Here is a 24,128-nt window from a genome sequence, read left to right as displayed (position 1 = left end):
TAACCCATCAGTACGCCAGAAGCTTGGAAATCGGTGGGGTGGAGACCCTGCCGACGGGGGAGGAGGAGGTGACAGCCACCGAGTCCGCGGCTCCGGCGATCACCGGAGCCTGGTGCAAAAGGGAGATGCTCCGCCGCCGAAGCGGAGCGATCCGGGAACGGAGTTCTGCGTGGACATCGTCGTCAAGGGCCGCAAGACCGAGGTGCCCGAGCGGTTCCGCAAGCACGTGGCCGAGAAGCTGAAGCTGGACAAGATCCAGAAGTTCGACGGCAAGGTGATGAGCCTCGACGTCGAGGTGTCCAAGGAGCCCAATCCCCGTCAGGCCGACCGTGCGGCGAGGGTGGAGATCACGCTCCGTTCGCGTGGCCCGGTCATCCGGGCGGAAGCGGCGGCAGGCGACCCGTACGCAGCGCTGGACCTGGCCACCGACAAGCTGGACACCCAGCTGCGCAAGGAGCACGACAAGCGCTACAGCAGGCGCGGCAACGGCCGTCGGTCCGCAGCCGAGGTCGGAGAGGTCGTGCCGGATGCCGCCTCCTTCAACGGGGACGGCGAACTCATCCCGACCGAGCCGGAACCGTCCGTGCCCACCACCAGGATCGGCTCGCTCGAGGTCCAGGGCGAAGGCCCGCTGGTGATGCGGGAGAAGACGCACGTCGCAGCGCCGATGACGCTCGACCAGGCGCTCTACGAGATGGAGCTCGTCGGTCACGACTTCTATCTGTTCGTCGACTCCGAGAGCAAGGAGCCCAGTGTCGTCTACCGGCGGCACGCCTATGACTACGGCGTCATCCACCTGAGGACCGACCCGCTGGCCTCCGACGAGGCGGGCGGCGCGGGCGGTGCGCTCGGCGGCTGACACCCCCGCGCACGGCAGGTACGCGGTGCCCCTGGAGGCGTTCACGCGTCCCCGGGGGCACCGCGCGTGACCGCGGGGCACCGCCTCGGCGGCCAGGCATGGAATCATGGCGCCCCAGGCCAATCGGTGCTCTGTGCAGTGTCGTTGGCGGACAGCCTGTGACCTCAGGCAGTGGCCTTCAGGGGGAGGAACGATGGCGGACACCTTCGGTCCCGTGCGCGGGACGAATGATGCCGACAGCGCTGCCGGTGCGGACTCCGTTACGGATGACGGCAGTTCCCGCAAGGAACCCATCAGGGTCCTGGTGGTGGACGACCACGCGCTGTTCCGCAGAGGGCTGGAGATCGTCCTCGCGCAGGAGGAGGACATCCAGGTCGTCGGGGAGGCGGGGGACGGGGCGGAGGCGGTCGACAAAGCGGCGGACCTGCTGCCCGACATCGTGCTGATGGACGTGAGGATGCCCAAGCGTGGCGGCATCGAGGCATGCACCTCCATCAAGGAGGTGGCCCCCAGCGCGAAGATCATCATGCTGACGATCAGCGATGAGGAGGCCGACCTCTACGAGGCGATCAAGGCAGGCGCCACCGGTTATCTGCTGAAGGAGATCTCGACCGACGAGGTGGCCACGGCCATTCGTGCGGTGGCGGACGGGCAGTCCCAGATCAGCCCGTCGATGGCCTCCAAGCTGCTCACCGAGTTCAAGTCGATGATCCAGCGCACCGACGAGCGCAGGCTCGTTCCCGCGCCGCGGCTCACGGAGCGGGAGCTGGAAGTGCTCAAACTCGTGGCCACGGGCATGAACAACCGTGATATCGCCAAGGAATTGTTCATTTCCGAGAACACGGTGAAGAACCACGTCCGCAATATCCTGGAGAAGCTCCAGCTGCACTCCCGGATGGAAGCCGTCGTCTATGCCATGCGGGAGAAGATCCTCGAGATCAGGTGACCGGCGGGCTCGGTCCGGCCGGCCCGCGCGAGGGCCCTAGAGGAGGGCACGGGCGATTTCCGCCATGAGCGGCTCGCGCAGTTCGGGCGCGTCGACGCGCTCCAGCCGCACCTCCGTGCAGCCGACCCAGGACGCCGCCTCCACGAGGGCCTCGGCCATGGGTGCCACGGACTTCGCGCCGTCCAGGGACACCTGGCGGGCGACCAGTGCGGCCCCGTCCCTGGCCGGATCGACCCGGCCCCGCAGCCTGCCGCCTGCCAGCAGGGGCATCGCGAAGTAGCCGTGGATCCGCTTGGGCCGGGGGACGTACGCCTCCAGGCGGTGGGTGAAGCCGAAGATCCGCTCCGTACGCGCCCGTTCCCAGATCAGTGAGTCGAAGGGGGACAGCAGGGTCGTACGGTGCCGTCCGCGCGGCTCCGAGGCGAGGGCCTCCGGGTGGGCCCAGGCAGGCTTCGCCCAGCCCCGCACCGAGACCGGCACCAGTCCGGAGTCCGCCACCACGGCGTCGAACTGCTCGGCCTTGAGCCGGTGGTAGTCGGCGATGTCCGCACGGGTTCCCACGCCCAGCGACCGCCCTGCCAGGGCTACCAGCCGGCGCAGGCACTCCGCGTCGTCCAGGTCGTCGTGGAGCACGGCGTCCGGGATCGCGCGCTCGGCCAGGTCGTAGACACGCTTCCAGCCGCGCCGCTCGGTGCACACCACCTCGCCGTACATCAGGGCCCGCTCCACCGCGACCTTGGAGGCGGACCAGTCCCACCACTCCCCGCCGTTCTTCGCGCCGCCGAGCTCGGTCGCCGTCAGCGGGCCCTCGGTGCGCAGCTGCTTGATCACCGTCTCGTACGCCCCGTCGGGCAGGTCGTGGCCCCAGTGCGGGCGGGAGCGGTAGGCGCGGCGGCGGAACGCGAAGTGCGGCCACTCCTCGACGGGCAGGACGCAGGCGGCGTGCGACCAGTACTCGAACGAGCGGCCGCCCGACCAGTAGGCCTCGTCGACGGCGCGGCGGCCGAGCGCGCCGAGGCGCGCGTACGGCACGAGCTCGTGCGATCTGGCCAGGACCGAGATGGTGTCGAGCTGGACCGCGCCGAGACGGCGCAGCACTCCCGGGACCCCGCCGCGGCGGTCCGGAGCGCCCAGGAGGCCCTGGGCGCGCAGCGCGATGCGGCGCGCCTGGTCGGCGGAGATTTCCAGGACGGGCGGCGGCACAGACGTCATGCGTCGAACCCTAGAGCCCGCCACTGACACCCGGCGCCCGCCGGTAGGGATGGGTGGCGGGCAGCCCCAGATCGGCAGGGAGCAGCGCGGCGTTCCACGTGTCGCGCAGTATCCCCTTGTTGAGCAGGGCGGACCGCTGCTCACCCTCCATGCGGAAGCCCGCACGCAGAGCGACCGCCCGGGACGGGGCGTTGCCGATCTCGGCCCGCCACTCGACGCGGTACGCGGCGAGGGCGGTGAACGCCCAGCGGGCCGCGCCGAGCACCGCCTCCGTGATGAAGCCGGCGCCGCGGTGCTCCCTGGCCGTCCAGAAGCCCACCTCGTACGTTCCCCGCGGTTCGTGGCGGTTGAGGCCGAGCGCGCCGACGAGCGGCCCGCCGTCCCGCAGCAGCACCGCGAAGTTGTACATCGTGTCGTCCTGCCAGCCCGCGGGGGAGAGCTTCCCGGTGAAGAGCTCCGCGTCGGCACGCGTGTACGGAGAGGGGACAACTGTCCACCGCTGGATGTCGGGGTCCTGGCACGCGGCGTGGACCGCGTCCGCGTCCTCGGGCGCGAAGGGGCGCATGAGCAGGCGTTCCGTGGTGAGCGTGATGGGTTCCATGCGTGGATTCTGGGGACGGGGGCCACCGGAAGCGAGCGCTTTTCGGCGGTTCCCGGCACCTTCCGTCCGCTCCGGCCGTTGTCCTGGAAGGGCGCGGTGGGGAGAACGCGGCGGCAGCCCTCCCGGCGTGGCGGGGTCCTCGCTTACGATGGCCGTTGCGGTGGGGCCCACCTGCCGTGCCCGCGCCAGAGTCCATCACACGACCCAGTGCCAGGCCCGACCGGCAAGGAGACCAGCCTCAGTGTCCGTCTTCAACAAGCTCATGCGTGCAGGCGAAGGCAAGATCCTGCGCAAACTGCACCGCATCGCGGACCAGGTCAGCTCCATCGAAGAGGACTTCGTCAACCTCTCCGACGCCGAGCTGCGGGCGCTCACCGACGAGTACAAACAACGGTACGCGGACGGCGAGAGCCTGGACGACCTGCTTCCCGAAGCATTCGCGACCGTCCGTGAGGCCGCCAAGCGCGTTCTCGGACAGCGCCACTACGACGTCCAGATGATGGGCGGTGCCGCCCTGCACCTCGGCTATGTGGCCGAGATGAAGACCGGCGAGGGCAAGACCCTCGTCGGCACCCTGCCCGCGTATCTCAACGCGCTCTCCGGCAAGGGCGTGCACCTGATCACGGTCAACGACTACCTGGCCGAGCGCGACTCCGAGATGATGGGCCGGGTGCACAAGTTCCTCGGTCTCGAGGTCGGCTGCATCGTCGCCAACATGACTCCGGCCCAGCGCCGCGAGCAGTACGCCTGCGACATCACGTACGGCACCAACAACGAGTTCGGTTTCGACTACCTCCGCGACAACATGGCGTGGTCCCAGGAGGAGCTCGTCCAGCGCGGCCACAACTTCGCCATCGTCGACGAGGTCGACTCGATCCTGGTCGACGAGGCCCGTACCCCGCTGATCATCTCCGGCCCGGCCGACCAGGCCACCAAGTGGTACGGCGATTTCGCCAAGCTGGTCACGCGCCTCACCAGGGGCGAGGCGGGCAACCCGCTCAAGGGCATCGAGGAGACCGGCGACTACGAGGTCGACGAGAAGAAGCGGACCGTGGCCATCCACGAGCCCGGTGTCTCGAAGGTCGAGGACTGGCTCGGGATCGACAACCTCTACGAGTCGGTGAACACCCCGCTCGTCGGTTACCTGAACAACGCGATCAAGGCCAAGGAACTCTTCAAGAACGACAAGGACTACGTCGTCATCGACGGCGAAGTCATGATCGTCGACGAGCACACCGGCCGTATCCTCGCCGGCCGTCGTTACAACGAGGGCATGCACCAGGCCATCGAGGCGAAGGAAGGGGTGGACATCAAGGACGAGAACCAGACCCTCGCCACGATCACCCTGCAGAACTTCTTCCGCCTGTACGGCAAGCTCTCCGGCATGACCGGTACGGCGATGACCGAGGCGGCCGAGTTCCACCAGATCTACAAGCTCGGCGTCGTGCCCATCCCGACGAACCGGCCCATGGTCCGCGCCGACCAGTCGGACCTGATCTACCGCACCGAGGTCGCGAAGTTCGCCGCGGTCGTCGACGACATCGCGGAGAAGCACGAGAAGGGGCAGCCGATCCTGGTCGGCACGACCTCCGTCGAGAAGTCCGAGTACCTCTCGCAGCAGCTGTCCAAGCGCGGTGTGCAGCACGAGGTCCTCAACGCCAAGCAGCACGACCGGGAAGCGCCGATCATCGCCCAGGCGGGCCGCAAGGGCGCCGTCACGGTCGCGACGAACATGGCCGGCCGCGGTACGGACATCAAGCTGGGCGGCAACCCCGACGACCTGGCCGAGGCGGATCTGCGTCAGCGCGGGCTCGACCCGGTCGAGCACGTCGAGCAGTGGGCGGCCGCGCTGCCCGCGGCACTGGAGAAGGCGGAGCAGGCCGTCAAGGCCGAGCACGACGAGGTCAAGGAGCTCGGCGGGCTCTACGTCCTGGGCACCGAGCGGCACGAGTCGCGGCGTATCGACAACCAGCTCCGCGGTCGTTCCGGCCGTCAGGGCGACCCGGGTGAGTCCCGGTTCTACCTGTCGCTGGGTGACGACCTGATGCGTCTGTTCAAGGCGCAGATGGTCGAGCGTGTGATGTCGATGGCCAACGTGCCCGACGACGTCCCCATCGAGAACAAGATGGTGACGCGGGCGATCGCCTCCGCGCAGTCACAGGTCGAGCAGCAGAACTTCGAGACGCGTAAGAACGTCCTGAAGTACGACGAGGTGCTCAACCGGCAGCGTGAGGTCATCTACGGCGAGCGCCGCCGGGTCCTGGAGGGTGAGGATCTGCAGGACCAGATCCGCCACTTCATGGACGACACGATCGACGACTACATCCGGCAGGAGACGGCCGAGGGCTTCGCGGAGGAGTGGGACCTCGACCGGCTGTGGGGCGCCTTCAAGCAGCTCTACCCGGTGAAGGTCACGGTCGAGGAGCTCGAGGAGGCCGCCGGTGACCTGGCCGGCGTGACCGCCGACTTCATCGCCGAATCGGTCAAGGACGACATCCACGAGCAGTACGCGGAGCGGGAGAAGACGCTCGGCTCGGACATCATGCGTGAGCTCGAGCGGCGCGTGGTCCTCTCGGTCCTGGACCGCAAGTGGCGTGAGCACCTCTACGAGATGGACTATCTCCAGGAGGGCATCGGCCTCCGTGCCATGGCGCAGAAGGACCCGCTGGTCGAGTACCAGCGCGAGGGCTTCGACATGTTCAACGCCATGATGGAGGGCATCAAGGAGGAGTCCGTCGGCTACCTGTTCAACCTGGAGGTCCAGGTCGAGCAGCAGGTCGAGGAGGTCCCGGTGCAGGAGGGCGCGACCTCGCTGGAGAAGCAGGACGCCCCGGTGGCGGCCGCGGCCGGGCGCCCGGAGATCCGGGCCAAGGGCCTGGACGCTCCGCAGCGTCCCGACCGGCTGCACTTCTCCGCCCCCACGGTGGACGGGGAGGGCGGTGTCGTCGAGGGTGACTTCTCCAACGGCGAAGGTGACGGTGCGCGGTCCGAGGGCGACGGGATGACGCGCGCGGAGCGCCGTAAGGCGCAGAAGAGCGCGAGTGGGCGGCGCCGTAAGAAGTAGCGGTTCCTTCCTGCCTGGCCCGGATGCCCTTGGGGGTGTCCGGGCCAGGTGCTTTTGGTGGGCTTCTGCGGGGCCTTCCGGGCGAGGCGGCCCGGGGGGCAGTCCCGGGCTCCCCTCGGGCCGGAGGGTCCCTCCTGCGGCCCTTCGGAGCCCTTGTGCGGGTTCCGTGCGATGTGTCCTCGATCTCCCCCTGACTCCGTCCGCGGGTACCCCCACAGGCTTGGTCTGGTTGCACTCGGACGGTGGGTGCGGGCCGGCCCCCGGGTCATCTCACCGCCGGGAGACGTTCGCCGCCCAGGTCGATCGCGGCGCAGCGCCAGCGGAGGTCGGGGCCCTGTTCCAGGCGGAAGGCCATGGCGCGGACCTGCTCGCCCGTGGCGATGCTGGCGAAGGCCTCGACCACGCCGTTGGCCGGCTGGGTGCCGTGGCAGGTGCGTACGACCGGGCGCCGGCAGCCCGGCCCGAGCGGGGCGTCAGGGGCCAGCTCGGCGAGCTGGTCGTAGGCCTCGCCGATGGTGTGGCCCAGCATCCAGTGCACCGGGCGCTGGCCGCTGAGGACGGCGAGCAGGCGCTCCGCGAACCACTGGTGCGGGCGCAGCGGCCGCCGGGGCCGTTGCGCCGGTACCGTGCCCGGCCTGCTGCTGTCGCGTCGGCCGGCCGGCCTCGTCCTGTCCTTGCTCATGCTCGTAGCCCCCGTGGCTGCTGTGCGGTGCCCGGATGAGTACCGGGCGGTAACTTTTGCTGGGGATCTTCTACGGGGCAGGTCACCGGCCCCGCAAGCGGCGGCGGGGGCCGGCCGGGCGTCCGGTGAGATCACCTATCCGGGTGATGGGCCCCTGGCCGCAAGGGAACGACGGGGGTGACGGTCGTCGCGCGGTGGACAGCGGCGGGCGGATCGGTCGCCCTGAAGGGGGACGTCGCACGTATCCTGTGGGGGTCATCGACTACGAAAGCGGTCAGCCATGCGTGTGTACGTCCCCCTGACCCTCTCCGGTCTTGCCTCGGTGCACAGGGCGGGCGAGGTCGGTCCGGGGCCGCTCACCGCTTATGCCGTGACGCCCGGTCTGCGCGAGTGGTACGTCTCCGACGACATCGAGGAGCTGGAGTACGCGGCGCTCAACCGGGCCGCCTCCGCCTCGCTGCGGCTGATCGCGGGCCGGCCGGAGGAGATCAGGCGCCGGGTCGTCGTCGCCCTCGACGTGCCGGACGGGGCGGCGGTCGCCGATCCGGACCACGTCCTGGACGCGTCCTCGCTCGGCGAGGTGCGGATCGCGCACGCCGTGGCGCTGTCGAAGGCGGCGGCCGTGCACGTGGACGCGGACGACGCGGAGAAGGACGTCGCCGCGGCGGCCGCGGCTCTGGGGGCTGCGGACCTCGGCGACGACGACGCCCAGTTCACCGTGGACGGCGCGGAGGACCACGAGCTGCTGTGGTTCGGCATCCAGGAGATCCCCGGCCTGCTCGCCTGACCGGCCCGGCGGGCGGCCGCCGCTGTCCGGGTGGCTGTCGTACCGGGCGAGTATTTTCTACTCATGGCGACACCGGGGAAGCACCGCACGCATCTGGTCTGGGACTGGAACGGCACACTGCTCGACGACATCCAAGCGGTCGTCGGGGCGTCGAACGCCGCCTTGGCGGAGGTCGACCTGGAGCCGCTCACGCTGGACCAGTACCGCGAGACGTACTGCGTGCCGATTCCCAAGTTCTACGAGCGGCTCATGGGCCGGCTCCCCACCCCCGCCGAGTGGGAGCGGATGGACGGCCTCTTCCACCGCCACTACACCGAGCAGCGGTCGGCCTGCGGGCTGACCGAGGGCGTCGAGGAGCTGCTGGCCCGGTGGCAGCGCGGCGGCCGCAGCCAGTCGCTGCTCAGCATGTACGGCCATGAGCACCTGGTCCCGGTGGTGCGGGGATATGGCATCGAGCGTCATTTCGTACGGGTCGACGGTCGTACGGGCCCCTCCGGCGGCAGCAAGGCCCAGCACATGGAGCGCCACTTCGAGGTGCTCGGCGGCATAGCACCCGAATCCGCCGTGGTCATCGGTGACGCGGTGGACGACGCCGTGGCGGCGGCCCATGTCGGCGCGCGCGCCGTGCTCTACACCGGGGGCTCGCACAGCCGCAGCAGCCTGGAGGCGGTGGGCGTGCCCGTGGTGGACACCCTGGCCGAGGCGGTCGCGTTGGCCGAGCTGATGGCGGACTGAGCGGATCTGCTCGCCTCTGTGTCCTTTGTGTGTCCGTACGTGCGGCAACGATTCGGCGCGATGTCCAGAGTGTCAAAGTTCGGGGTCTTCTTTTGTACATATGCGGCTCATGACGGTTGTGGGTGCAGGAGGGATAGCCTGGTGCGGTGATCAGCGCGATACGCCTCGGGGGCAGCGAAGCCCCCGGCCTGCGCCCGGAGTGCCACAGCACCCGGGCGATGCGTGATCTCCGCGTCCCGGGCCCCGCGCCGAAAATGGCCGATATGGTCCCGGACATCTCCCCAGGCGGCATAGCGTCGAGTCAGACCGGAAACCCCGCGTCGTGGCGGTACGTCGCCTTCTTCACCTACGTCACGCAACGGCGCGCGACAGGAGCCAGAGGACATGCAGACCAAGCTGGACGAAGCCAAGGCCGAGCTGCTCGCACGGGCGGCCCGGGTAGCTGACAACAGTCCGGGCGGTGGTGTCGGTGGCCCGGGAGGTGGCCTCCGGGTACACCTCGCCGAAGGGACCGGCGTCGAAGCGGACGAAGCCACCGAGGCCGGACCGGGCGGGCGGCCGGGCCACAGGGCGCTGCTCGCCTATCTCCAGCGCTACTACCTGCACACCGCTCCGGAGGACATCAGCGACCGCGACCCGGTCGACATCTTCGGGGCCGCTTCCTCCCACTACCGTCTCGCCGAGAACCGCCCGCAGGGCACCGCGAACGTCCGGGTGCACACCCCGACGGTCGAGGAGAACGGCTGGACCAACAGCCACTCGGTCGTCGAGGTCGTCACCGACGACATGCCCTTCCTGGTCGACTCGGTCACCAACGAGCTGTCCCGGCAGGGCCGCGGCATCCACCTCGTGATCCACCCCCAGGTCATCGTCCGGCGCGATGTCGCCGGCAAGCTGATCGAGGTGTTCGCCGACCCGGCGACGAACCACGGGGCGAAGCGCTCCGGCGGCCGTAAGGTGCCCGGGACCGAGCTGCCGCACGACGCGCTCGTCGAGTCCTGGATCCACGTCGAGATCGACCGGGAGACGGACCGCGCGGACCTGAAGCAGATCACCGCCGATCTGCTGCGTGTCCTGTCCGACGTACGGGAGACCGTCGAGGACTGGGAGAAGATGCGCGACTCCGCCCTGCGGATCGCCGACGACCTCCCCTCGGAGCCGCTCGACGAGCTGGGCGACGAGGAGGTCGAGGAGGCCCGCGAGCTGCTGCGCTGGCTGGCCGCCGACCACTTCACCTTCCTCGGGTACCGGGAGTACGAGCTCCGTGAGTCCGACGCGCTGACGGCCGTCCCCGGCTCCGGCCTGGGAATTCTGCGCTCCGACCCGAAGCACACCGAGGACGAGGCGCACCCCGTGAGCCCGTCCTTCGACCGGCTGCCCGCGGACGCCCGGGCCAAGGCCAGGGAGCACAAGCTCCTCGTCCTGACGAAGGCGAACAGCAGGGCGACCGTGCACCGCCCCAGCTACCTGGACTACGTCGGGGTGAAGAAGTTCGACGCCGACGGCAACGTCGTCGGTGAGCGTCGCTTCCTCGGTCTGTTCTCCTCCGCCGCGTACACCGAGTCGGTGCGGCGGGTGCCCGTGGTGCGCCGCAAGGTCGCAGAGGTGCTGGAGGGCGCCGGCTTCACACCCAACAGCCACGACGGCCGCGACCTGCTCCAGATCCTGGAGACGTACCCGCGCGACGAGCTCTTCCAGACGCCCGTCGACCAGCTGCGTTCCATCGTCACCTCCGTGCTGTACCTCCAGGAGCGCCGCCGGCTGCGGCTCTACCTGCGCCAGGACGAGTACGGGCGCTACTACTCCGCCCTCGTCTACCTGCCGCGCGACCGCTACACCACGGGTGTGAGGCTCCGCCTGATCGACATCCTCAAGGAGGAACTGGGCGGCACCAGCGTCGACTTCACGGCCTGGAACACGGAGTCGATCCTCTCCCGGCTGCACTTCGTCGTCCGGGTCCCGCCGGGCACCGAGCTCCCGCACCTCACCGACGCGGAAGCGGACCGCATCGAGGCGCGCCTCGTCGAGGCCGCCCGTTCCTGGTCCGACGGTTTCCAGGAGGCGCTGGGCGCCGAGTGCGGGGAGGAGCGCGCCGCCGAGCTGATGCGCCGTTACGCGCACTCGTTCCCCGAGGGCTACAAGGCCGACCACTCGCCGCGCGCCGCCGTGGCCGACCTGGTCCACCTCGAAGAGCTCAAGAGTGAGCGCCAGGCCTTCGCGCTCAGCCTGTACGAGCCGGTCGGCGCCGTCCCGGCCGAGCGCAGGTTCAAGATCTACCGGATCGGTGAGCAGGTCTCGCTCTCCGCCGTCCTCCCCGCGCTCCAGCAGCTGGGCGTGGAGGTCGTCGACGAACGTCCGTACGAGCTGCGCTGCTCGGACGGCACGCACGCCTGGATCTACGACTTCGGGCTGCGCCTGCCGAAGAGGGCCACGGGTAACGGCGACTATCTCGCCGACGACGCCCGGGACCGCTTCCAGGAGGCGTTCGCGGCCATCTGGACCGGCGAGGCCGAGAACGACGGCTTCAACTCCCTGGTGCTGGGCGCCGGCCTCGACTGGCGTCAGGCCATGGTGCTGCGCGCCTACGCGAAGTACCTGCGCCAGGCCGGTTCGACGTTCAGCCAGGACTACATGGAGGACACCCTCCGCAACAACGTCCACACCACCCGGCTCCTGGTCTCCCTCTTCGAGGCCCGGATGTCCCCGGCCCGCCAGAAGGCCGGCACGGAGCTGACGGACGGGCTGCTGGAGGAGCTGGACGGGGCGCTCGACCAGGTCGCCTCGCTGGACGAGGACCGGATCCTGCGGTCCTTCCTCACGGTCATCAAGGCCACGCTGCGGACCAACTACTTCCAGCTGGCCGACGACCACGAGCCGCACAGCTACATCTCGATGAAATTCGATCCACAGGCCATCCCGGATCTTCCGGCCCCGCGCCCGGCGTACGAGATCTGGGTCTACTCGCCGCGGGTCGAGGGCGTCCACCTGCGCTTCGGCAAGGTCGCCCGAGGCGGCCTGCGCTGGTCGGACCGGCGGGAGGACTTCCGTACGGAGATCCTCGGCCTGGTCAAGGCGCAGATGGTCAAGAACACCGTGATCGTGCCGGTGGGCGCCAAGGGCGGGTTCGTCGCCAAGCAGCTGCCGGACCCGGCCGTGGACCGTGACGCCTGGCTCGCCGAGGGCATCGCCTGCTACAGGATCTTCATCTCGGCGCTGCTCGACATCACCGACAACATGGTGACGGGCGAGGTCGTGCACCCGGCGGAGGTCGTCCGCCACGACGAGGACGACACCTATCTCGTCGTCGCCGCCGACAAGGGCACCGCGAGCTTCTCCGACATCGCCAACGACGTCGCCGTCGCGTACGGCTTCTGGCTCGGCGACGCCTTCGCGTCCGGCGGCTCGGCCGGATACGACCACAAGGGCATGGGGATCACCGCCCGCGGTGCCTGGGAGTCCGTGAAGCGGCACTTCCGCGAGCTGGGCCACGACACCCAGACCGAGGACTTCACCGTCGTCGGTGTCGGCGACATGTCGGGTGACGTCTTCGGCAACGGCATGCTGCTCTCCGAGCACATCCGGCTGGTGGCGGCCTTCGACCACCGGCACATCTTCATCGACCCGAATCCGGATGCCGCGACCTCGTACGCCGAGCGGCGCCGCCTGTTCGACCTGCCGCGCAGCTCCTGGGCGGACTACGACAAGGACCTGCTGTCCGCGGGCGGCGGCATCCACCCGCGTTCCGCCAAGTCGATCCCGGTCAACGCGCACGTCCGCGCGGCGCTCGGCATCGACTCGAAGGTCACGAAGATGACCCCCGCCGAGCTGATGCAGAACATCCTCAAGGCGTCGGTCGACCTCGTGTGGAACGGCGGCATCGGTACGTACATCAAGTCGACGGCCGAGTCGAACGCGGACGTCGGTGACAAGGCCAACGACGCGATCCGGGTCAACGGCGCCGAGCTGCGGGCCCGTGTCGTCGGTGAGGGCGGCAACCTCGGGGCCACCCAGCTCGGCCGGATCGAGTTCGCCCGGGCCGGCGGCCGGATCAACACCGACGCGATCGACAACAGCGCCGGTGTGGACACCTCCGACCACGAGGTGAACATCAAGATCCTGCTCAACGGCCTGGTCCGTGAGGGCGACATGACCGTGAAGCAGCGCAACAAGGTGCTCGCGGAGATGACCGACGAGGTCGGACAGCTCGTGCTGCGCAACAACTACGCGCAGAACGTCGCACTCTCCAACGCCTGCGCCCAGGCGCCGTCGCTCCTCCACGCCCACCAGCGCTTCATGCGCAGGCTCGGCCGCGAGGGGCACCTGGACCGGGCCCTGGAGTTCCTGCCGAACGACCGGCAGATCCGTGAGCTGCTGAACCACGGCAAGGGGCTCAGCCAGCCGGAGTTGGCGGTGCTGATCGCCTACACGAAGATCACGGCGGCCGAGGAGCTGATCTCCACCAGCCTGCCGGACGACGCGCACCTGCAGAAGCTGGTGCACGCCTACTTCCCGAAGCAGCTGAGCGAGCGGTTCCCCGAGGCGGTCGACGGGCATGCGCTGCGCCGCGAGATCATCACGACGGTGCTGGTCAACGACACCGTGAACAGCGGTGGTTCGACGTTCCTGCACCGGCTGCGTGAGGAGACCGGGGCCTCGCTGGAGGAGATCGTGCGGGCGCAGTTCGCCGCCCGCGAGATCTTCGGCCTCTCCGGGGTGTGGGACGCCGTGGAGGCGCTCGACAACACGGTGGCCGCCGATGTGCAGACCCGGATCCGGCTGCACTCGCGCCGGCTCGTGGAGCGCGGTTCCCGCTGGCTGCTCGGGAACCGGCCGCAGCCGGTGGCGATCGCGGAGACCGTCGAGTTCTTCCGGGACGGCGTCGAACGCGTCTGGAGCGAGCTGCCCAAGCTCCTGCGGGGCGCCGACATCGAGTGGTACCAGTCGATCCTCGACGAGCTCACCGCCGTGGGTGTCCCGGACGAGCTGGCGGGCCGGGTGGCGGGATTCTCGTCGGCCTTCCCGGCCCTGGACATCGTGGCGATCGCCGAGCGCACGGGCAAGGACCCGCTGGCCGTCGCCGAGGTGTACTACGACCTCGCCGACCGGCTGGGGATCTCCCAGCTGATGGACCGGATCATCGAGCTCCCGCGGGGCGACCGCTGGCAGTCCATGGCCCGCGCCTCCATCCGCGAGGACCTGTACGCCGCGCACGCCGCGCTCACGTCGGACGTGCTGTCCGTCGGCGACGGCACGTCGTCGCCCGAGCAGCGGTTCAAGGCCTGGGAGGAGAAGAACGCGGCGATCCTCGCGCGTTCGCGCGCCACCCTGGAGGAGATCCGGGGGTCGGAGGCCTTCGACCTGGCGAACCTGTCGGTGGCCATGCGGACGATGCGGACCCTGCTGCGTACGCACGCCTGACCCGGCGCGGCCGCACGGCCGTCACACAGCCGTCCGCCGGACGGGCCTCATCGGCCCGTCCGGCGGACGGCTCACGGCTTCACGGCGTCATTTCTTCGGCCGCGCGGGCTGCTTGGACCTGGCGGGCCCCGTGAACTCCTCGTACGCGGCGACGACCTCCTTGGCCGGCCCGTCCATCCGCAGGGTGCCCGCCTCCAGCCAGATCGCCCGGTCGCAGGTGTCGGTGATCGACCTGTTGCTGTGGCTGACGAGGAAGACCGTGCCGGCCTCCTCGCGGAGCTCCATGATCCGGTCCTTGCTGCGTCGCTGGAACTTCGCGTCTCCGGTGGACAGTGCCTCGTCGATCAGCAGCACGTCATGGCTCTTGGCGGCCGCGATGGAGAAGCGGAGCCTGGCGCCCATGCCGGAGGAGTAGGTCCGCATGGGCAGGGTGATGAAGTCGCCCTTCTCGTTGATGCCGGAGAAGTCGACGATGTCCTGGTAGCGCTCGCGGATCTGTTCCCGGGTCATGCCCATGGCCAGACCGCCGAGTACGACGTTGCGCTCCCCGGTCAGGTCGCTCATCAGGGCGGCGTTCACGCCGAGCAGTGAGGGCTGGCCCTGGGTGTGGACGCGGCCCTTGGACGCGGGCAGCAGCCCTGCGATCGCCTTGAGGAGCGTCGACTTCCCGGATCCGTTGGAGCCGATCAGGCCGATGGCCTCGCCCTTGTACGCGGCGAAGCTGACGCCCTTCACCGCGTGCACCTGGCGGGCCCCCCGAGGCTGCCGGCGCGACACGATCCGGTTGAGGGCGGAGGTGGCGCTGCCCTTTCCGGTGCGGGCGCCGTTCACCGTGTAGGTGATGTGCACGTCGTCGACGACGACGGTGGGCACACGGGTGTCGGGGGTGTCAGCCACGTCCGTACCTCTCCTCGGCCTTCCAGAAGTACACGAAACCGCCGAGGCCGCAGACGAGCGCCCAGGCCGTCGCGAGGGCCCAGACGTGCGGGGGCAGCTGCGCGCCGGTGAAGCTGTCGATCAGGGCGTAGCGCATCAGGTCGATGTAGATGGCCGCCGGGTTGCACTCCAGCGCCAGCAGGACGAGCCGCGGCACCCGGTCGGCGGTGAGCAGGGTGTCGAGGCTCCACATGACGCCCGACGCGTACATCCAGGTTCGCAGGATGAAGGGCGTCAGCTGGGCGATGTCGGGGGTCTTGGCGGCCAGCCGGGCCATGACCATCGAGATGCCGGTGTTGAACAGGGCCTGGAGGGCGAGCGCGGGGATCGCGAGCAGCCAGGACGGCCGCGGGTACTGGCCGAACACGAGGAGGATCAGGAAGAGCGCGCCGAGCGAGAAGAGCAGCTGCTGGAGCTGCTGGATGGCCAGGGCGATCGGCAGCGAGGCGCGCGGGAAGTGCAGGGCCCTGACGAGTCCGGTGTTGCCGCTGATGGCCCGGGTGCCGGCGGTGATCGAGCTGGCCGTGAAGGTCCAGATGAAGACGCCCGTGACGAGGAACGGCACGTAGTCGGGGACTCCGTGCTTGGTGTTCATCAGGACGCCGAAGATGAAGTAGTAGACCGTCGCGTTGAGCAGCGGGGTCATGATCTGCCAGATCTGGCCGAGCTTCGCCTGGCTGTATTGCGCGGTCAGCTTGGCCGTGGCGAAGGCCGTGATGAAGTGCCTCCGCCCCCAGAGCTGCCGGACGTACGCGCCGAGCGTGGGCCGCGCCCCGCTGACGTTCAGCCCGTGCCGGGCCGCGAGAGCGGCCAGCTCGCCGGGTTCGTACACGGGGAGGAGGGGGGCTGGGGATGCGGTGTCCACCGGGGCCGGCGGGGCTGCTGTCTGGCTCACCACGGTCGCTTTCGACGGGGGGCGGGGGAACAGGGCGGACGGATCCGGCTCGATGGGACGGGACCGTATCGTCGCAACGCTGAGAGTAGGACGTTTGTGCGTCGCAACGCAACCGTTTCGTCGTTACGGTCTATCATTCGGGCCATGACCACCCAACGGCGAACCGGGCGCCGCACCCCGGCAGGTGCCGCGGTGCTGCGGGAGGACGTGACGGACGCGATCCGCGGTGCCGTCTTCGAGGAACTGGCCGCCGTGGGCTTCGCGCGGATGTCGATCGAGGGCATCGCCCGGCGCGCGGGGGTGGGCAAGACCGCCGTCTACCGCCGCTGGAAGTCCAAGCTGCATCTCGTCCTGGACCTGGTCGCGGCCGTCGCCGCGCAGGGCATGCCGGCGCCCGCGACGGGTTCGCTGTACGGGGATGTGCGCGCCGTCCTGGAACTGGCCGCGTACGCGCTGCGCCACCCCGTCGCCTCGCAGGTCATCCCCGACCTGCTGGTCGAGGCGGCCCGCAATCCGGAGATCTCCGACGCCATCAAGGCGGCCCTGCTGGACCAGCAGCAAGGGGTGGCCGCCGTGGTCGTGAGGGCGGCGGTGGCTCGCGGCGAACTGCCCGAGGGCAGCGACCCCGACCGGGCGCTGGATCTCATCGTCGGCCCGCTGTACTGGCGCCTCGTCGTGGTCCGGGGCGACCTGCCCAAGGGGTACCTCGACGACCTCGCGGCCTCGGCGGTCCGGGCGCTCAAGGCCTGACGGGGCGTGGCCCGGCCTCCCGAGGCCTGACCAGGCGCGGTGAGCCGGAGGAGTCCTCGGCCAGCAGCCGGTCCGCGACGCGGCGGGCGGCGTCGCCGTCGCCGGGCCCGCAGTAGTCGCGCCGGAAGCTCTCGTACGCCTGCGCGTGGACGTCCGCCGGAGCGGCTGCGGCCCCCAGCGCCTGAACCACCTCCCGGGTGGTGGCGAGCAGCGGCCCGGGGGCGCGGGTCTCGAAGTCCAGGCAGAAGCCGCGCACGGTGTCCCGGTAGTGCTCCAGGTCGTAGGTGTGGAAGAGCATCGGACGGCCGGTGTGCGCGAAGCCGAAGGCCAGGCCCGAGTAGTCGGTGACCAGCACGTCGGCGATCAGCAGGAGCTCGGTGGAGTCGGGGTGCGCGGACACGTCACGCAGGGCGGGGTGCGCCGGGACGCTGCCCGTCACCCGGGGGTGTCTGCGCACCAGCACGGTGGTGCGGCCGTCCAGCGACCGTGCCAAGGCGGCCAGGTCGAGCGCCGGATCCCAGCGGTACAGGGGGGAGGAGCCGACGGGGACACCGGCCGGAGCGTGGGCGAGGTGGTCGCGGTACGTCGGCGCGTACAGCACCACGCGGTGGCCGTCCGGGATGCCCAGTCGCCGGCGTACCCGCTCGGCCGTCCTGTCCCGGCCGGGCGCGAACAGCAGGTCGTCGGCCGGGCAGCCGGCCTCCAGCACCTCGCCGCCGTAGGCCAGGGCGCGGCGGAGACGCGGGGTGGCGAAGGCGCTGGGGGAGACCAGCACCGACCACTGGGCGGAGCGGTGCTCCAGCGTGGCGAGGTGCTGGTGGTCGGCGTACAGGGTGCCGGTGAGGTCCAGGCCGAACCGGCCGAGCGGGGCGTTGGGCCAGACCCGTACGACCGTCTGGTCAGGGCGGCGCTCGAACCACTCGGGCAGCTGACCTGCCGCCACGATCCGGCGGGCTCGCGCCAGCGCCTCGTACCAGGCGGTGCTGTGCGCCACGACGGGGACGGCGGTGGACGGGACGTGAGGCGCGGCACCCGGGGAGCCGTCGGTGACCCACAGATGCTCGGCACCGGTGCTCCGGCGTACGAGCTCGGCGTGCACGGCGCGCGTGGAGCCCTCACCGGTGTAGAGCACGACGTCCCGGAGCGGCAGCCGGCGCTGCGCGGGGTGGTGCGCCGTCCGCAGAAGCCCCTGGCCGTACGCGCTCCGCTCCGCGTCCGCGAGCGCCGGCTCGCAGTGCACGGTCAGCCGGTCACCGTGGCGGCGGTCGAGGCGGAAGCGGGCTCCCGTGGCGCTCACCGTGCTCACCGGCAGGAGGGCGGCGAGCGCGGGCCCCACACGCACGGGCCGGCCGCCCAGGAACACCTCCCAGTCACCTTCGCGGGGAGGGGCCGCGAGCACGGCGGCGAAGCGGCCGTCGTCCCCTCGGGCGGGGACGGCCACCGTCTCCCCGAGGGCGCCGTGCCGCAGTTCGAGAGCGCCGGTCCCGGTCCCCTCGACGCGCAGCCCACCGTCCGGAGCGGGCCCGGCGCGGTCCACGCGCGGCTCCCCGGACAGCTCCACCACCAGGTGACCGGCCGGATCCGCGAGAGCGGGCGGCGGCAGGTCCGGGGCCGCCGCGAGCGGCACGCGGACGCCGTCGGTCAGGAGCGCCGCCCGCCACCGGCCTCCGGCCCCCGGGGCGGGCTCGGAGGGCCCGCCGGGGGCTGGAGGCGTCTGCGCCGCGAGTGCCGCGAGCGGGATCAGGGCGCTGAAGTCGCCCCCGCCGCCGCACCGCACCGGGCAGACGTGCTCCGCGCTCCCCTCGCGGGTCAGGACGAGGGCTGTCGGCCGGGCGTCCCCGTACAGCCTGCCGGTCAGTACCAGGGTGTCCGGCCCGCCGTCGTGGCCGGTGGCGACCGCGGGCAGCCTGGACACGGCCAGCCCCAGCCGGCCGTCCCGGTAGCCGAGCACCGCGCGCCGCCCGCCGCCCAGGTCGTGGACCAGCGGCTGCGCGGCCGCCGCCTCGACGGCCCGCACCGCCGCCCGCCGTACGACGCCGTGGCCGGCCACCACCACGCCCACCAGCCAGTCGCCCGGCCCCAGCCGCCCCGGGTCGAGGACCATGTCGAAGCCCGCGTGGTCGTAACTGTGCAGTTCCTGGCCCGAGTCGGCGGTCGCGCGGTCCGTCCGGACCGAGCGCACCGGTACGGCACGCGGCAGGCCGCCCCCCGCCTCCCGCACCAGGCCCGCCTTCAGCGAGTGCCGGGCCGCCCGGGCCGGGAGATTACGGATGTACGCGTACCCGCGCAGCCGCAGCCTGCCGTCCTCGCCCCACGACGACTCCACCAGCCGGGCCACGGCGGGCAGATCGCCCCGGCCGAGGCGCGCCGAGGCGCTGCCGCCGGCCCCCGGGTGCACGGCGCGCCGCCTCCCCGGCGGGCCCGCCACGGCGAACGTGCCCGTCCCGTTGGCCCGTTCGGACCGCAGGACCGCCAGCAGTTCGCCGACGCGGCGCTCCCGCACCAGCTGCCAGCGGATGCGTGCCTCGGCGGGCAGCCCGTCCAGGGCCGCGTCTCCCGCCCGGTCGAGGAAGGCACCCGCGTCCGCCATGAACGCGGAGCGGTAGGCGGGCCCGCCCATCGGCAGCCCCTCCAGGAAGTACACGAAGTCGTCGCGCAGGCAGGAGGCGTCGTAGCGAAGCCGCTGTGCGGGGTCGCGGTCCGCTAGGAAGGCGCTGACCTGTTCACAGGCGGCGATCCGGTCCCGTACCCCCCGGACGTCCGTACGCCGCCGGGTGATCGAACCCTCCCGCACCCGCCAGTGGTAGACGTGTTCGCGCAGCACGTCCACCGCCCCGGCGAGGTAGTGCGCCGGGATCATCACCGGGGTGTCCTCGTAGAGCTTGCCCACCGGGAAGGTGAAGGCGTGCCGGTCCCAGAAGGAGCGCCGGAACACCTTGTTCCAGGCGACGCGGTCGGCCAGCAGCCGGGCATCGCGGGTGATGTGGGTGCGGAGATGGTCGGCGGTCAGCCAGCGGTACTGCCAGGCCTGCTGCCTTCCCCGCTCGTTGAGCCGCCACACATTGCCCGTCACCAGATCCGATCCGGTCGTCTCCAGGGACGCCACCATCCGTTCGTACGCGTCGGGGACGAGGACGTCGTCGCTGTCGGCGAACGCCAGGTACGGCACTTCGCCGGTGGTGCGGGCGACCCCCGTGTTACGGGCGGCGCTGAGGCCCGCGTTGGGCTGGTGGACGCAGCGGAAGCGGTCGTCCCGGGCGGCGAAGTCCTCCGCGATACGACGGCTCCCGTCCGTCGAGCCGTCGTCGACGAGCACCACCTCGATGTCCTTCAGGGTCTGCCCGGCCAGCGAGACGAGGCACTCCTCCAGATAGTCCTCGACGTTGTGCACGGGGACGACGACGCTGAGGAGTGGCTTCATGAACGGCTCAACCCGGGGGAGCGCCCCGGGTCACGCCACTGACCCGAACGGGTGACAGTCCCTGGGGCAGGCCGCACGGTCACCATTACGCTCGGCTGCCATGCTGCTCACCGTCGTCGTGTCCGCCCGTCGCGTCCAGGGATACCTGAGGGCGGCCCTGGAGTCCGTGACCGGGCAGCCGCCGGCGGAGAGCGGGCGGGCGGACCTGGAGCTGGTCGTGGTCTGCGCGGCCGACGACGAGCCGGACCTCGCCATCGCACGGGAGGTCGCCGGCCGTGACCCCCGGGTGCGCGTGGTCGTCCCCGACGGCCCCTGGGACACGGGCACGGCCCGCAACACCGGCGCGGAGGCGGCGCGCGGGGCCCATCTGCTCTTCCTCGACGGTGACGACCTGCTCCTCCCGGGAGCGTTCGCGGAGATCTCCGCACGGCTGACGGAGGGCCGGCCCGACGTGCTGGCCCTGGGCCACGACCGGGTCGACTGGTGGGGCACGGCGGAGCCGGGAGACGCTCTCCCGGCCGCCCGGAAGCAGCTTTTCCGCCGCGCCTTCTGGAACGACCGCGGGCTCCGCTTCACCGAGGGCCCGTACGGGGACGTCGTGCCCGTCCACCGGGCGCGCTTCCTCGCCTCCGACGCGGGCACCCTCGCCTCGCTCGACCGGATCTGCGTGCGCCACCGGGTGCGCCGTACGGGCGCGTCGGCCCCAGCACCGGACCGCGCGCACTTCGCGGTCATCGACGCCTACGAGCGGCTGGCCGCCGGGACCGGGGACGACCCGCGGATCCCGGCCGCGCGCACCGCGCACCTGACCGCCGTGCTCGACGACCCCGGCCGGATCGCGCCGGGCGACCGCGCCGCCTTCTTCCGGGCGGCGGGGCTCCCCGGCCGGTACGCGGCGCGCCGGAGCGGGGAGGCGGTCCGCGCCGTGCGCGCCCGGGCGCGGGCCGTCGCGCGCGCGGGCAGGAAGTCGCTGCGCGCCCGCGTGATGAGGGCGCTCTACCGCGCCGATCTGCACCGGCCGCTGGACCCCTGCCTCGCCGTCTACGGGGCCTACTGGAACAGGGGCGTCGCCTGCAACCCGGCCGCCGTCTACGCCAAGGCCCGCGAGCTGGTCCCGCACATCCGCGGCGTCTGGGTCGTCTCCTCCCGCCACCGCGACCGGATGCCGCCCGGAGTGCCGTACGTCATCGAGGGCTCCCGCGCCTACTGGCGGGCCATGGCCACCGCGACGTACCTCGTCAACAACTCCAGCTTCCCCGGCGGCTTCACCAAACGGCCCGGCCAGACCTATCTCCAGACCCACCACGGGACCCCGCTGAAGACGATGGGCCTGGACCAGCTCCCGTACCCCGCGCTCACCAAGGGCGTCAGCTTCGAACGGATCGTCGCGCACACCGACCAGTGGGACTTCAGCCTCTCCGCCAATCCGCACAGCACCGAGGTCTGGGACCGGGTCTACCCCTCCTCGTACGAACAACTCCCGTACGGGTACCCGCGCAACGACGTCCTGTACGGCGCCACCCCCGAGCAGACCGGCAAGATCCGCGCGGAGCTCGGCATCGCGCCCGGATCGACCGTGCTGCTGTACGCGCCCACCCACCGCGACTACCGGGAGGGCTTCCTGCCGCTGCTCGACCTGGAGCGTCTCGCGCGGGATCTGGGGCCCGGATGGGTACTGCTGGTGCGGGCCCACTACTTCTACGGGCGATCGGCCGGGACGGCGGCGGCCGGCCGGGTCGTCGACGTCACCGGCCATCCCGTCGTGGAAGAGCTCTTCCTGGCCGCCGACGCGTTGATCACGGACTACTCGTCCCTGATGTTCGACTACGCCTGCCTGGACCGCCCGATCATCACCTACGTGCCCGACTGGGAGGCATACCGGGCCGCCCGCGGCACCTACGTCGACCTGCTGTCCGGCCGTCCGGGCGACACCCCCGGCGCGGTCGCCACCACGCAGGACGAGCTGCGCGAGGTGCTGGTGGGCGGAGCCTGGAGGTCCGAGGACGCCGACGCGCTGCGCGCCGCGTTCCGCCACCGCTTCTGCCCGTACGACGACGGCCACGCGGCGGAGCGCGTGGTGCGCAGGGTCTTCCCGGTCGGTTCGAACTGAACCCCGGCATCACCCGTACGGGGCGCTCCCTCCGTGTCCCACCGTCGTTGTGCTCAACAGCGCGCGCACACGGCAACGTTGGGAGAACCTCATGCACCGGTCCGCCTACGAGCAGATGCAGCTCTGCATCGAGGAGTACCTGCCCAGGACCCGCAGGCACCGCGTCGTGGACCTCGGCTCCCGGATCTCCGGCAAGCAGACCCGGACCCACCGCGGACTCCTGGCCGGCCACGACATCGACTACTTCGGGGTCGACGTCCTCGACGGCCCCAACGTCGACGCGGTGATGAAGCAGCCCTACCGGATCCCCGCGAAGTCACGCAGCGCCGATGTGGTGCTGTCGGGCCAGGCGTTCGAGCACATCCCCTTCTTCTGGGTGTCGATGATGGAGATCGCCCGGGTGCTCAGGCCCGGTGGCCACGCCTTCATCACCGCACCCTCGCGCGGCCACGCCCACGACGCGCAGGACTGCTGGCGCTACTACCCCGACGGCTTCCGCGCGATGGCCGCCCACTCCCGCCTCGAACTCCGCGAGGCGTACACGGACTTCCCGCCCGCCAAGGGCATCTGGCACGACTACGGGTCCATCGACACCGAGGCCGCCTACTGGGGCGACTCCGTGGGCGTCTTCCGCCGGCCGCTACCCCACCGCCGGCCGGTGACCCGGCTGAAGAACAGCCTGGCGGACCTCGCCGTGCGGGAGACGGCCGTGTGGTGGGCCAACCGGGCCGGTGGCGTGGACCGCGTGCCGCTGCCGCGCCCGCTCGACGGACGGGCACGGTGCGGGCGCCCGGACAGCCGTACGGCCCCATCAACCACAGGTTGACGAAAGATGACATGAGCCACAAAACGCGCGTACTGTCCGGCCCCATGGCTTGGCGCAACGCCGTCAACGGCGTCCTTCAGCAACTCACCGGATACCAGCTCAGGCGCGCGACCCTGCCCGCTCCCCGCTCGGCCCCCGCCGACCCGCCGGTGGTGGCGAAGAAGCCTGCCGCGGTGAAGCCGGCGGTGGCGAAGAAGCCGCAGTTCCCCGCGGACTACGACGACGAGGCGAAGGACGTCATCCGCGCGGTCAAGCCGTACACGATGACCTCCCCGGAGCGGCTCAACGCCTTCGTCCTCGCGACGCGGCACGTCGTCAAGCACGGCATCCCGGGTGACATCGTCGAGTGCGGGGTGTGGCGCGGCGGTTCCATGCAGGCCTGCGCCAGGACGCTGCTGTCGCTCGGTGAGACGGAGCGCGACCTCTATCTCTTCGACACGTACGAGGGCATGACACCGCCCACCGCGGAGGACCTGCGGCGGGACGGCAGGCCGGCCCAGGAGCTGCTGGACGCGCAGGGCAAGGACCGGCCCATCTGGGCCGTGGCCTCCCTGGAGGACGTACAGGCCGGCTTCGAGCAGGTCCCGTACCCGAAGGACCGCGTCCACTACGTGCGGGGCAAGGTCGAGGACACCGTCCCGGAGCAGGCACCGGAGCAGATCTCCATCCTCCGCCTGGACACCGACTGGTACGCGTCGACGAAGCACGAGCTCACCCATCTGTACGGGCGTCTGGTGAGCGGCGGGGTGCTGCTGATCGACGACTACGGCTACTGGCAGGGATCACGCCAGGCGGTGGACGAATTCCTGGAGGAGACCGGGGAGCGGCTTCTGCTGCTGCGCATGGACGAAGGCCGCATCGCCGTCAAACCCTAGGTACAGCGTCC

At 71.0% G+C, this 24,128-nt stretch carries 16 protein-coding genes; 10 read left to right on the top strand and 6 right to left on the bottom strand.

Annotated elements, in window-relative coordinates:
• Positions 1 to 169 precede the first annotated feature (169 nt).
• Together hpf and ACZ32T_RS06395 are read left to right on the top strand one after the other, a co-directional pair.
• Positions 170 to 859, top strand: a complete 690-nt coding sequence (gene hpf / locus ACZ32T_RS06400; RefSeq protein ID WP_356708783.1) for a ribosome hibernation-promoting factor, HPF/YfiA family — start codon at positions 170 to 172, stop codon at positions 857 to 859.
• Positions 860 to 1,052: 193 nt separating this feature from the next.
• Positions 1,053 to 1,805 carry a response regulator transcription factor gene (locus tag ACZ32T_RS06395; protein WP_356708781.1) on the top strand — a complete coding sequence of 251 codons (753 nt, stop codon included), beginning with the start codon at positions 1,053 to 1,055 and terminating at the stop codon, positions 1,803 to 1,805.
• A gap of 36 nt (positions 1,806 to 1,841) precedes the next feature.
• Here ACZ32T_RS06395 and ACZ32T_RS06390 read toward each other — a convergent pair whose 3' ends face one another.
• Together ACZ32T_RS06390 and ACZ32T_RS06385 are read right to left on the bottom strand one after the other, a co-directional pair.
• Positions 1,842 to 3,017 carry a winged helix-turn-helix domain-containing protein gene (locus tag ACZ32T_RS06390; RefSeq protein WP_467263362.1) on the bottom strand — a complete coding sequence of 392 codons (1,176 nt, stop codon included), beginning with the start codon at positions 3,015 to 3,017 and terminating at the stop codon, positions 1,842 to 1,844.
• Between the two features lie 10 nt (positions 3,018 to 3,027).
• Complete coding sequence (locus ACZ32T_RS06385) at positions 3,028 to 3,618, bottom strand: GNAT family N-acetyltransferase (RefSeq protein ID WP_467365636.1); 591 nt, start codon at positions 3,616 to 3,618, stop codon at positions 3,028 to 3,030.
• Positions 3,619 to 3,859: 241 nt separating this feature from the next.
• On the opposite strand from ACZ32T_RS06385, the gene secA reads away from it, so the two are divergent.
• Positions 3,860 to 6,682 (top strand): preprotein translocase subunit SecA, encoded by a 2,823-nt coding sequence (gene secA / locus ACZ32T_RS06380; protein ID WP_467263358.1) that lies wholly within the window; start codon positions 3,860 to 3,862, stop codon positions 6,680 to 6,682.
• Between the two features lie 265 nt (positions 6,683 to 6,947).
• On the opposite strand, the gene ACZ32T_RS06375 is transcribed toward secA, so the two are convergent.
• Positions 6,948 to 7,364: an Rv3235 family protein gene (locus ACZ32T_RS06375; protein WP_467263356.1), complete on the bottom strand. Its 417-nt coding sequence runs from the start codon at positions 7,362 to 7,364 to the stop codon at positions 6,948 to 6,950.
• Positions 7,365 to 7,644: 280 nt separating this feature from the next.
• On the opposite strand from ACZ32T_RS06375, the gene ACZ32T_RS06370 reads away from it, so the two are divergent.
• From ACZ32T_RS06370 to ACZ32T_RS06360, 3 genes are all read left to right on the top strand, one after another.
• Positions 7,645 to 8,151, top strand: a complete 507-nt coding sequence (locus tag ACZ32T_RS06370; protein ID WP_467263354.1) for a DUF6912 family protein — start codon at positions 7,645 to 7,647, stop codon at positions 8,149 to 8,151.
• Between the two features lie 63 nt (positions 8,152 to 8,214).
• On the top strand, positions 8,215 to 8,886 hold the full coding sequence (locus ACZ32T_RS06365; protein WP_467263352.1) for an HAD family hydrolase: 672 nt from the start codon (positions 8,215 to 8,217) through the stop codon (positions 8,884 to 8,886).
• A gap of 384 nt (positions 8,887 to 9,270) precedes the next feature.
• Positions 9,271 to 14,304, top strand: coding sequence for an NAD-glutamate dehydrogenase (locus ACZ32T_RS06360; RefSeq protein WP_467365634.1), 5,034 nt, complete (start codon positions 9,271 to 9,273; stop codon positions 14,302 to 14,304).
• A gap of 87 nt (positions 14,305 to 14,391) precedes the next feature.
• Here the strand turns inward: ACZ32T_RS06360 and ACZ32T_RS06355 are convergent, their stop codons facing one another.
• Together ACZ32T_RS06355 and ACZ32T_RS06350 are read right to left on the bottom strand one after the other, a co-directional pair.
• Positions 14,392 to 15,201 (bottom strand): ABC transporter ATP-binding protein, encoded by an 810-nt coding sequence (locus tag ACZ32T_RS06355; RefSeq protein WP_467263348.1) that lies wholly within the window; start codon positions 15,199 to 15,201, stop codon positions 14,392 to 14,394.
• Positions 15,194 to 16,135 (bottom strand): ABC transporter permease, encoded by a 942-nt coding sequence (locus tag ACZ32T_RS06350; protein ID WP_467263346.1) that lies wholly within the window; start codon positions 16,133 to 16,135, stop codon positions 15,194 to 15,196. The genes ACZ32T_RS06355 and ACZ32T_RS06350 overlap by 8 nt, the downstream gene beginning before the upstream one ends.
• Positions 16,136 to 16,279: 144 nt before the next feature.
• Here ACZ32T_RS06350 and ACZ32T_RS06345 point away from each other — a divergent pair, with 144 nt between their 5' ends.
• The gene (locus tag ACZ32T_RS06345; RefSeq protein ID WP_187355758.1) at positions 16,280 to 16,885 is read left to right on the top strand and encodes a TetR/AcrR family transcriptional regulator; all 606 of its coding nucleotides are present in this window, start codon (positions 16,280 to 16,282) and stop codon (positions 16,883 to 16,885) included.
• On the opposite strand, the gene ACZ32T_RS06340 is transcribed toward ACZ32T_RS06345, so the two are convergent.
• Positions 16,875 to 20,306: a CDP-glycerol glycerophosphotransferase family protein gene (locus ACZ32T_RS06340; protein WP_467365632.1), complete on the bottom strand. Its 3,432-nt coding sequence runs from the start codon at positions 20,304 to 20,306 to the stop codon at positions 16,875 to 16,877. The two genes, ACZ32T_RS06345 and ACZ32T_RS06340, sit on opposite strands and share 11 nt — an antisense overlap.
• Positions 20,307 to 20,406: 100 nt before the next feature.
• Here ACZ32T_RS06340 and ACZ32T_RS06335 point away from each other — a divergent pair, with 100 nt between their 5' ends.
• From ACZ32T_RS06335 to ACZ32T_RS06325, 3 genes are all read left to right on the top strand, one after another.
• A complete protein-coding gene (locus ACZ32T_RS06335; RefSeq protein WP_467365630.1) occupies positions 20,407 to 22,416 on the top strand; it encodes a CDP-glycerol glycerophosphotransferase family protein in 2,010 nt (669 codons plus the stop codon).
• A gap of 91 nt (positions 22,417 to 22,507) precedes the next feature.
• Positions 22,508 to 23,242, top strand: a complete 735-nt coding sequence (locus ACZ32T_RS06330; RefSeq protein ID WP_467263340.1) for a methyltransferase domain-containing protein — start codon at positions 22,508 to 22,510, stop codon at positions 23,240 to 23,242.
• A gap of 11 nt (positions 23,243 to 23,253) precedes the next feature.
• Entirely contained in the window at positions 23,254 to 24,117 is an 864-nt protein-coding gene (locus ACZ32T_RS06325) for a TylF/MycF/NovP-related O-methyltransferase (RefSeq protein WP_467263338.1), read from the top strand.
• Positions 24,118 to 24,128 lie beyond the last annotated feature (11 nt).

It is taken from the genome of Streptomyces sp. NPDC023573, from assembly GCF_055559735.1.
Note: the sequence above shows the minus strand (reverse complement) of the source record. Positions and strands in the feature narration are given on the sequence as shown.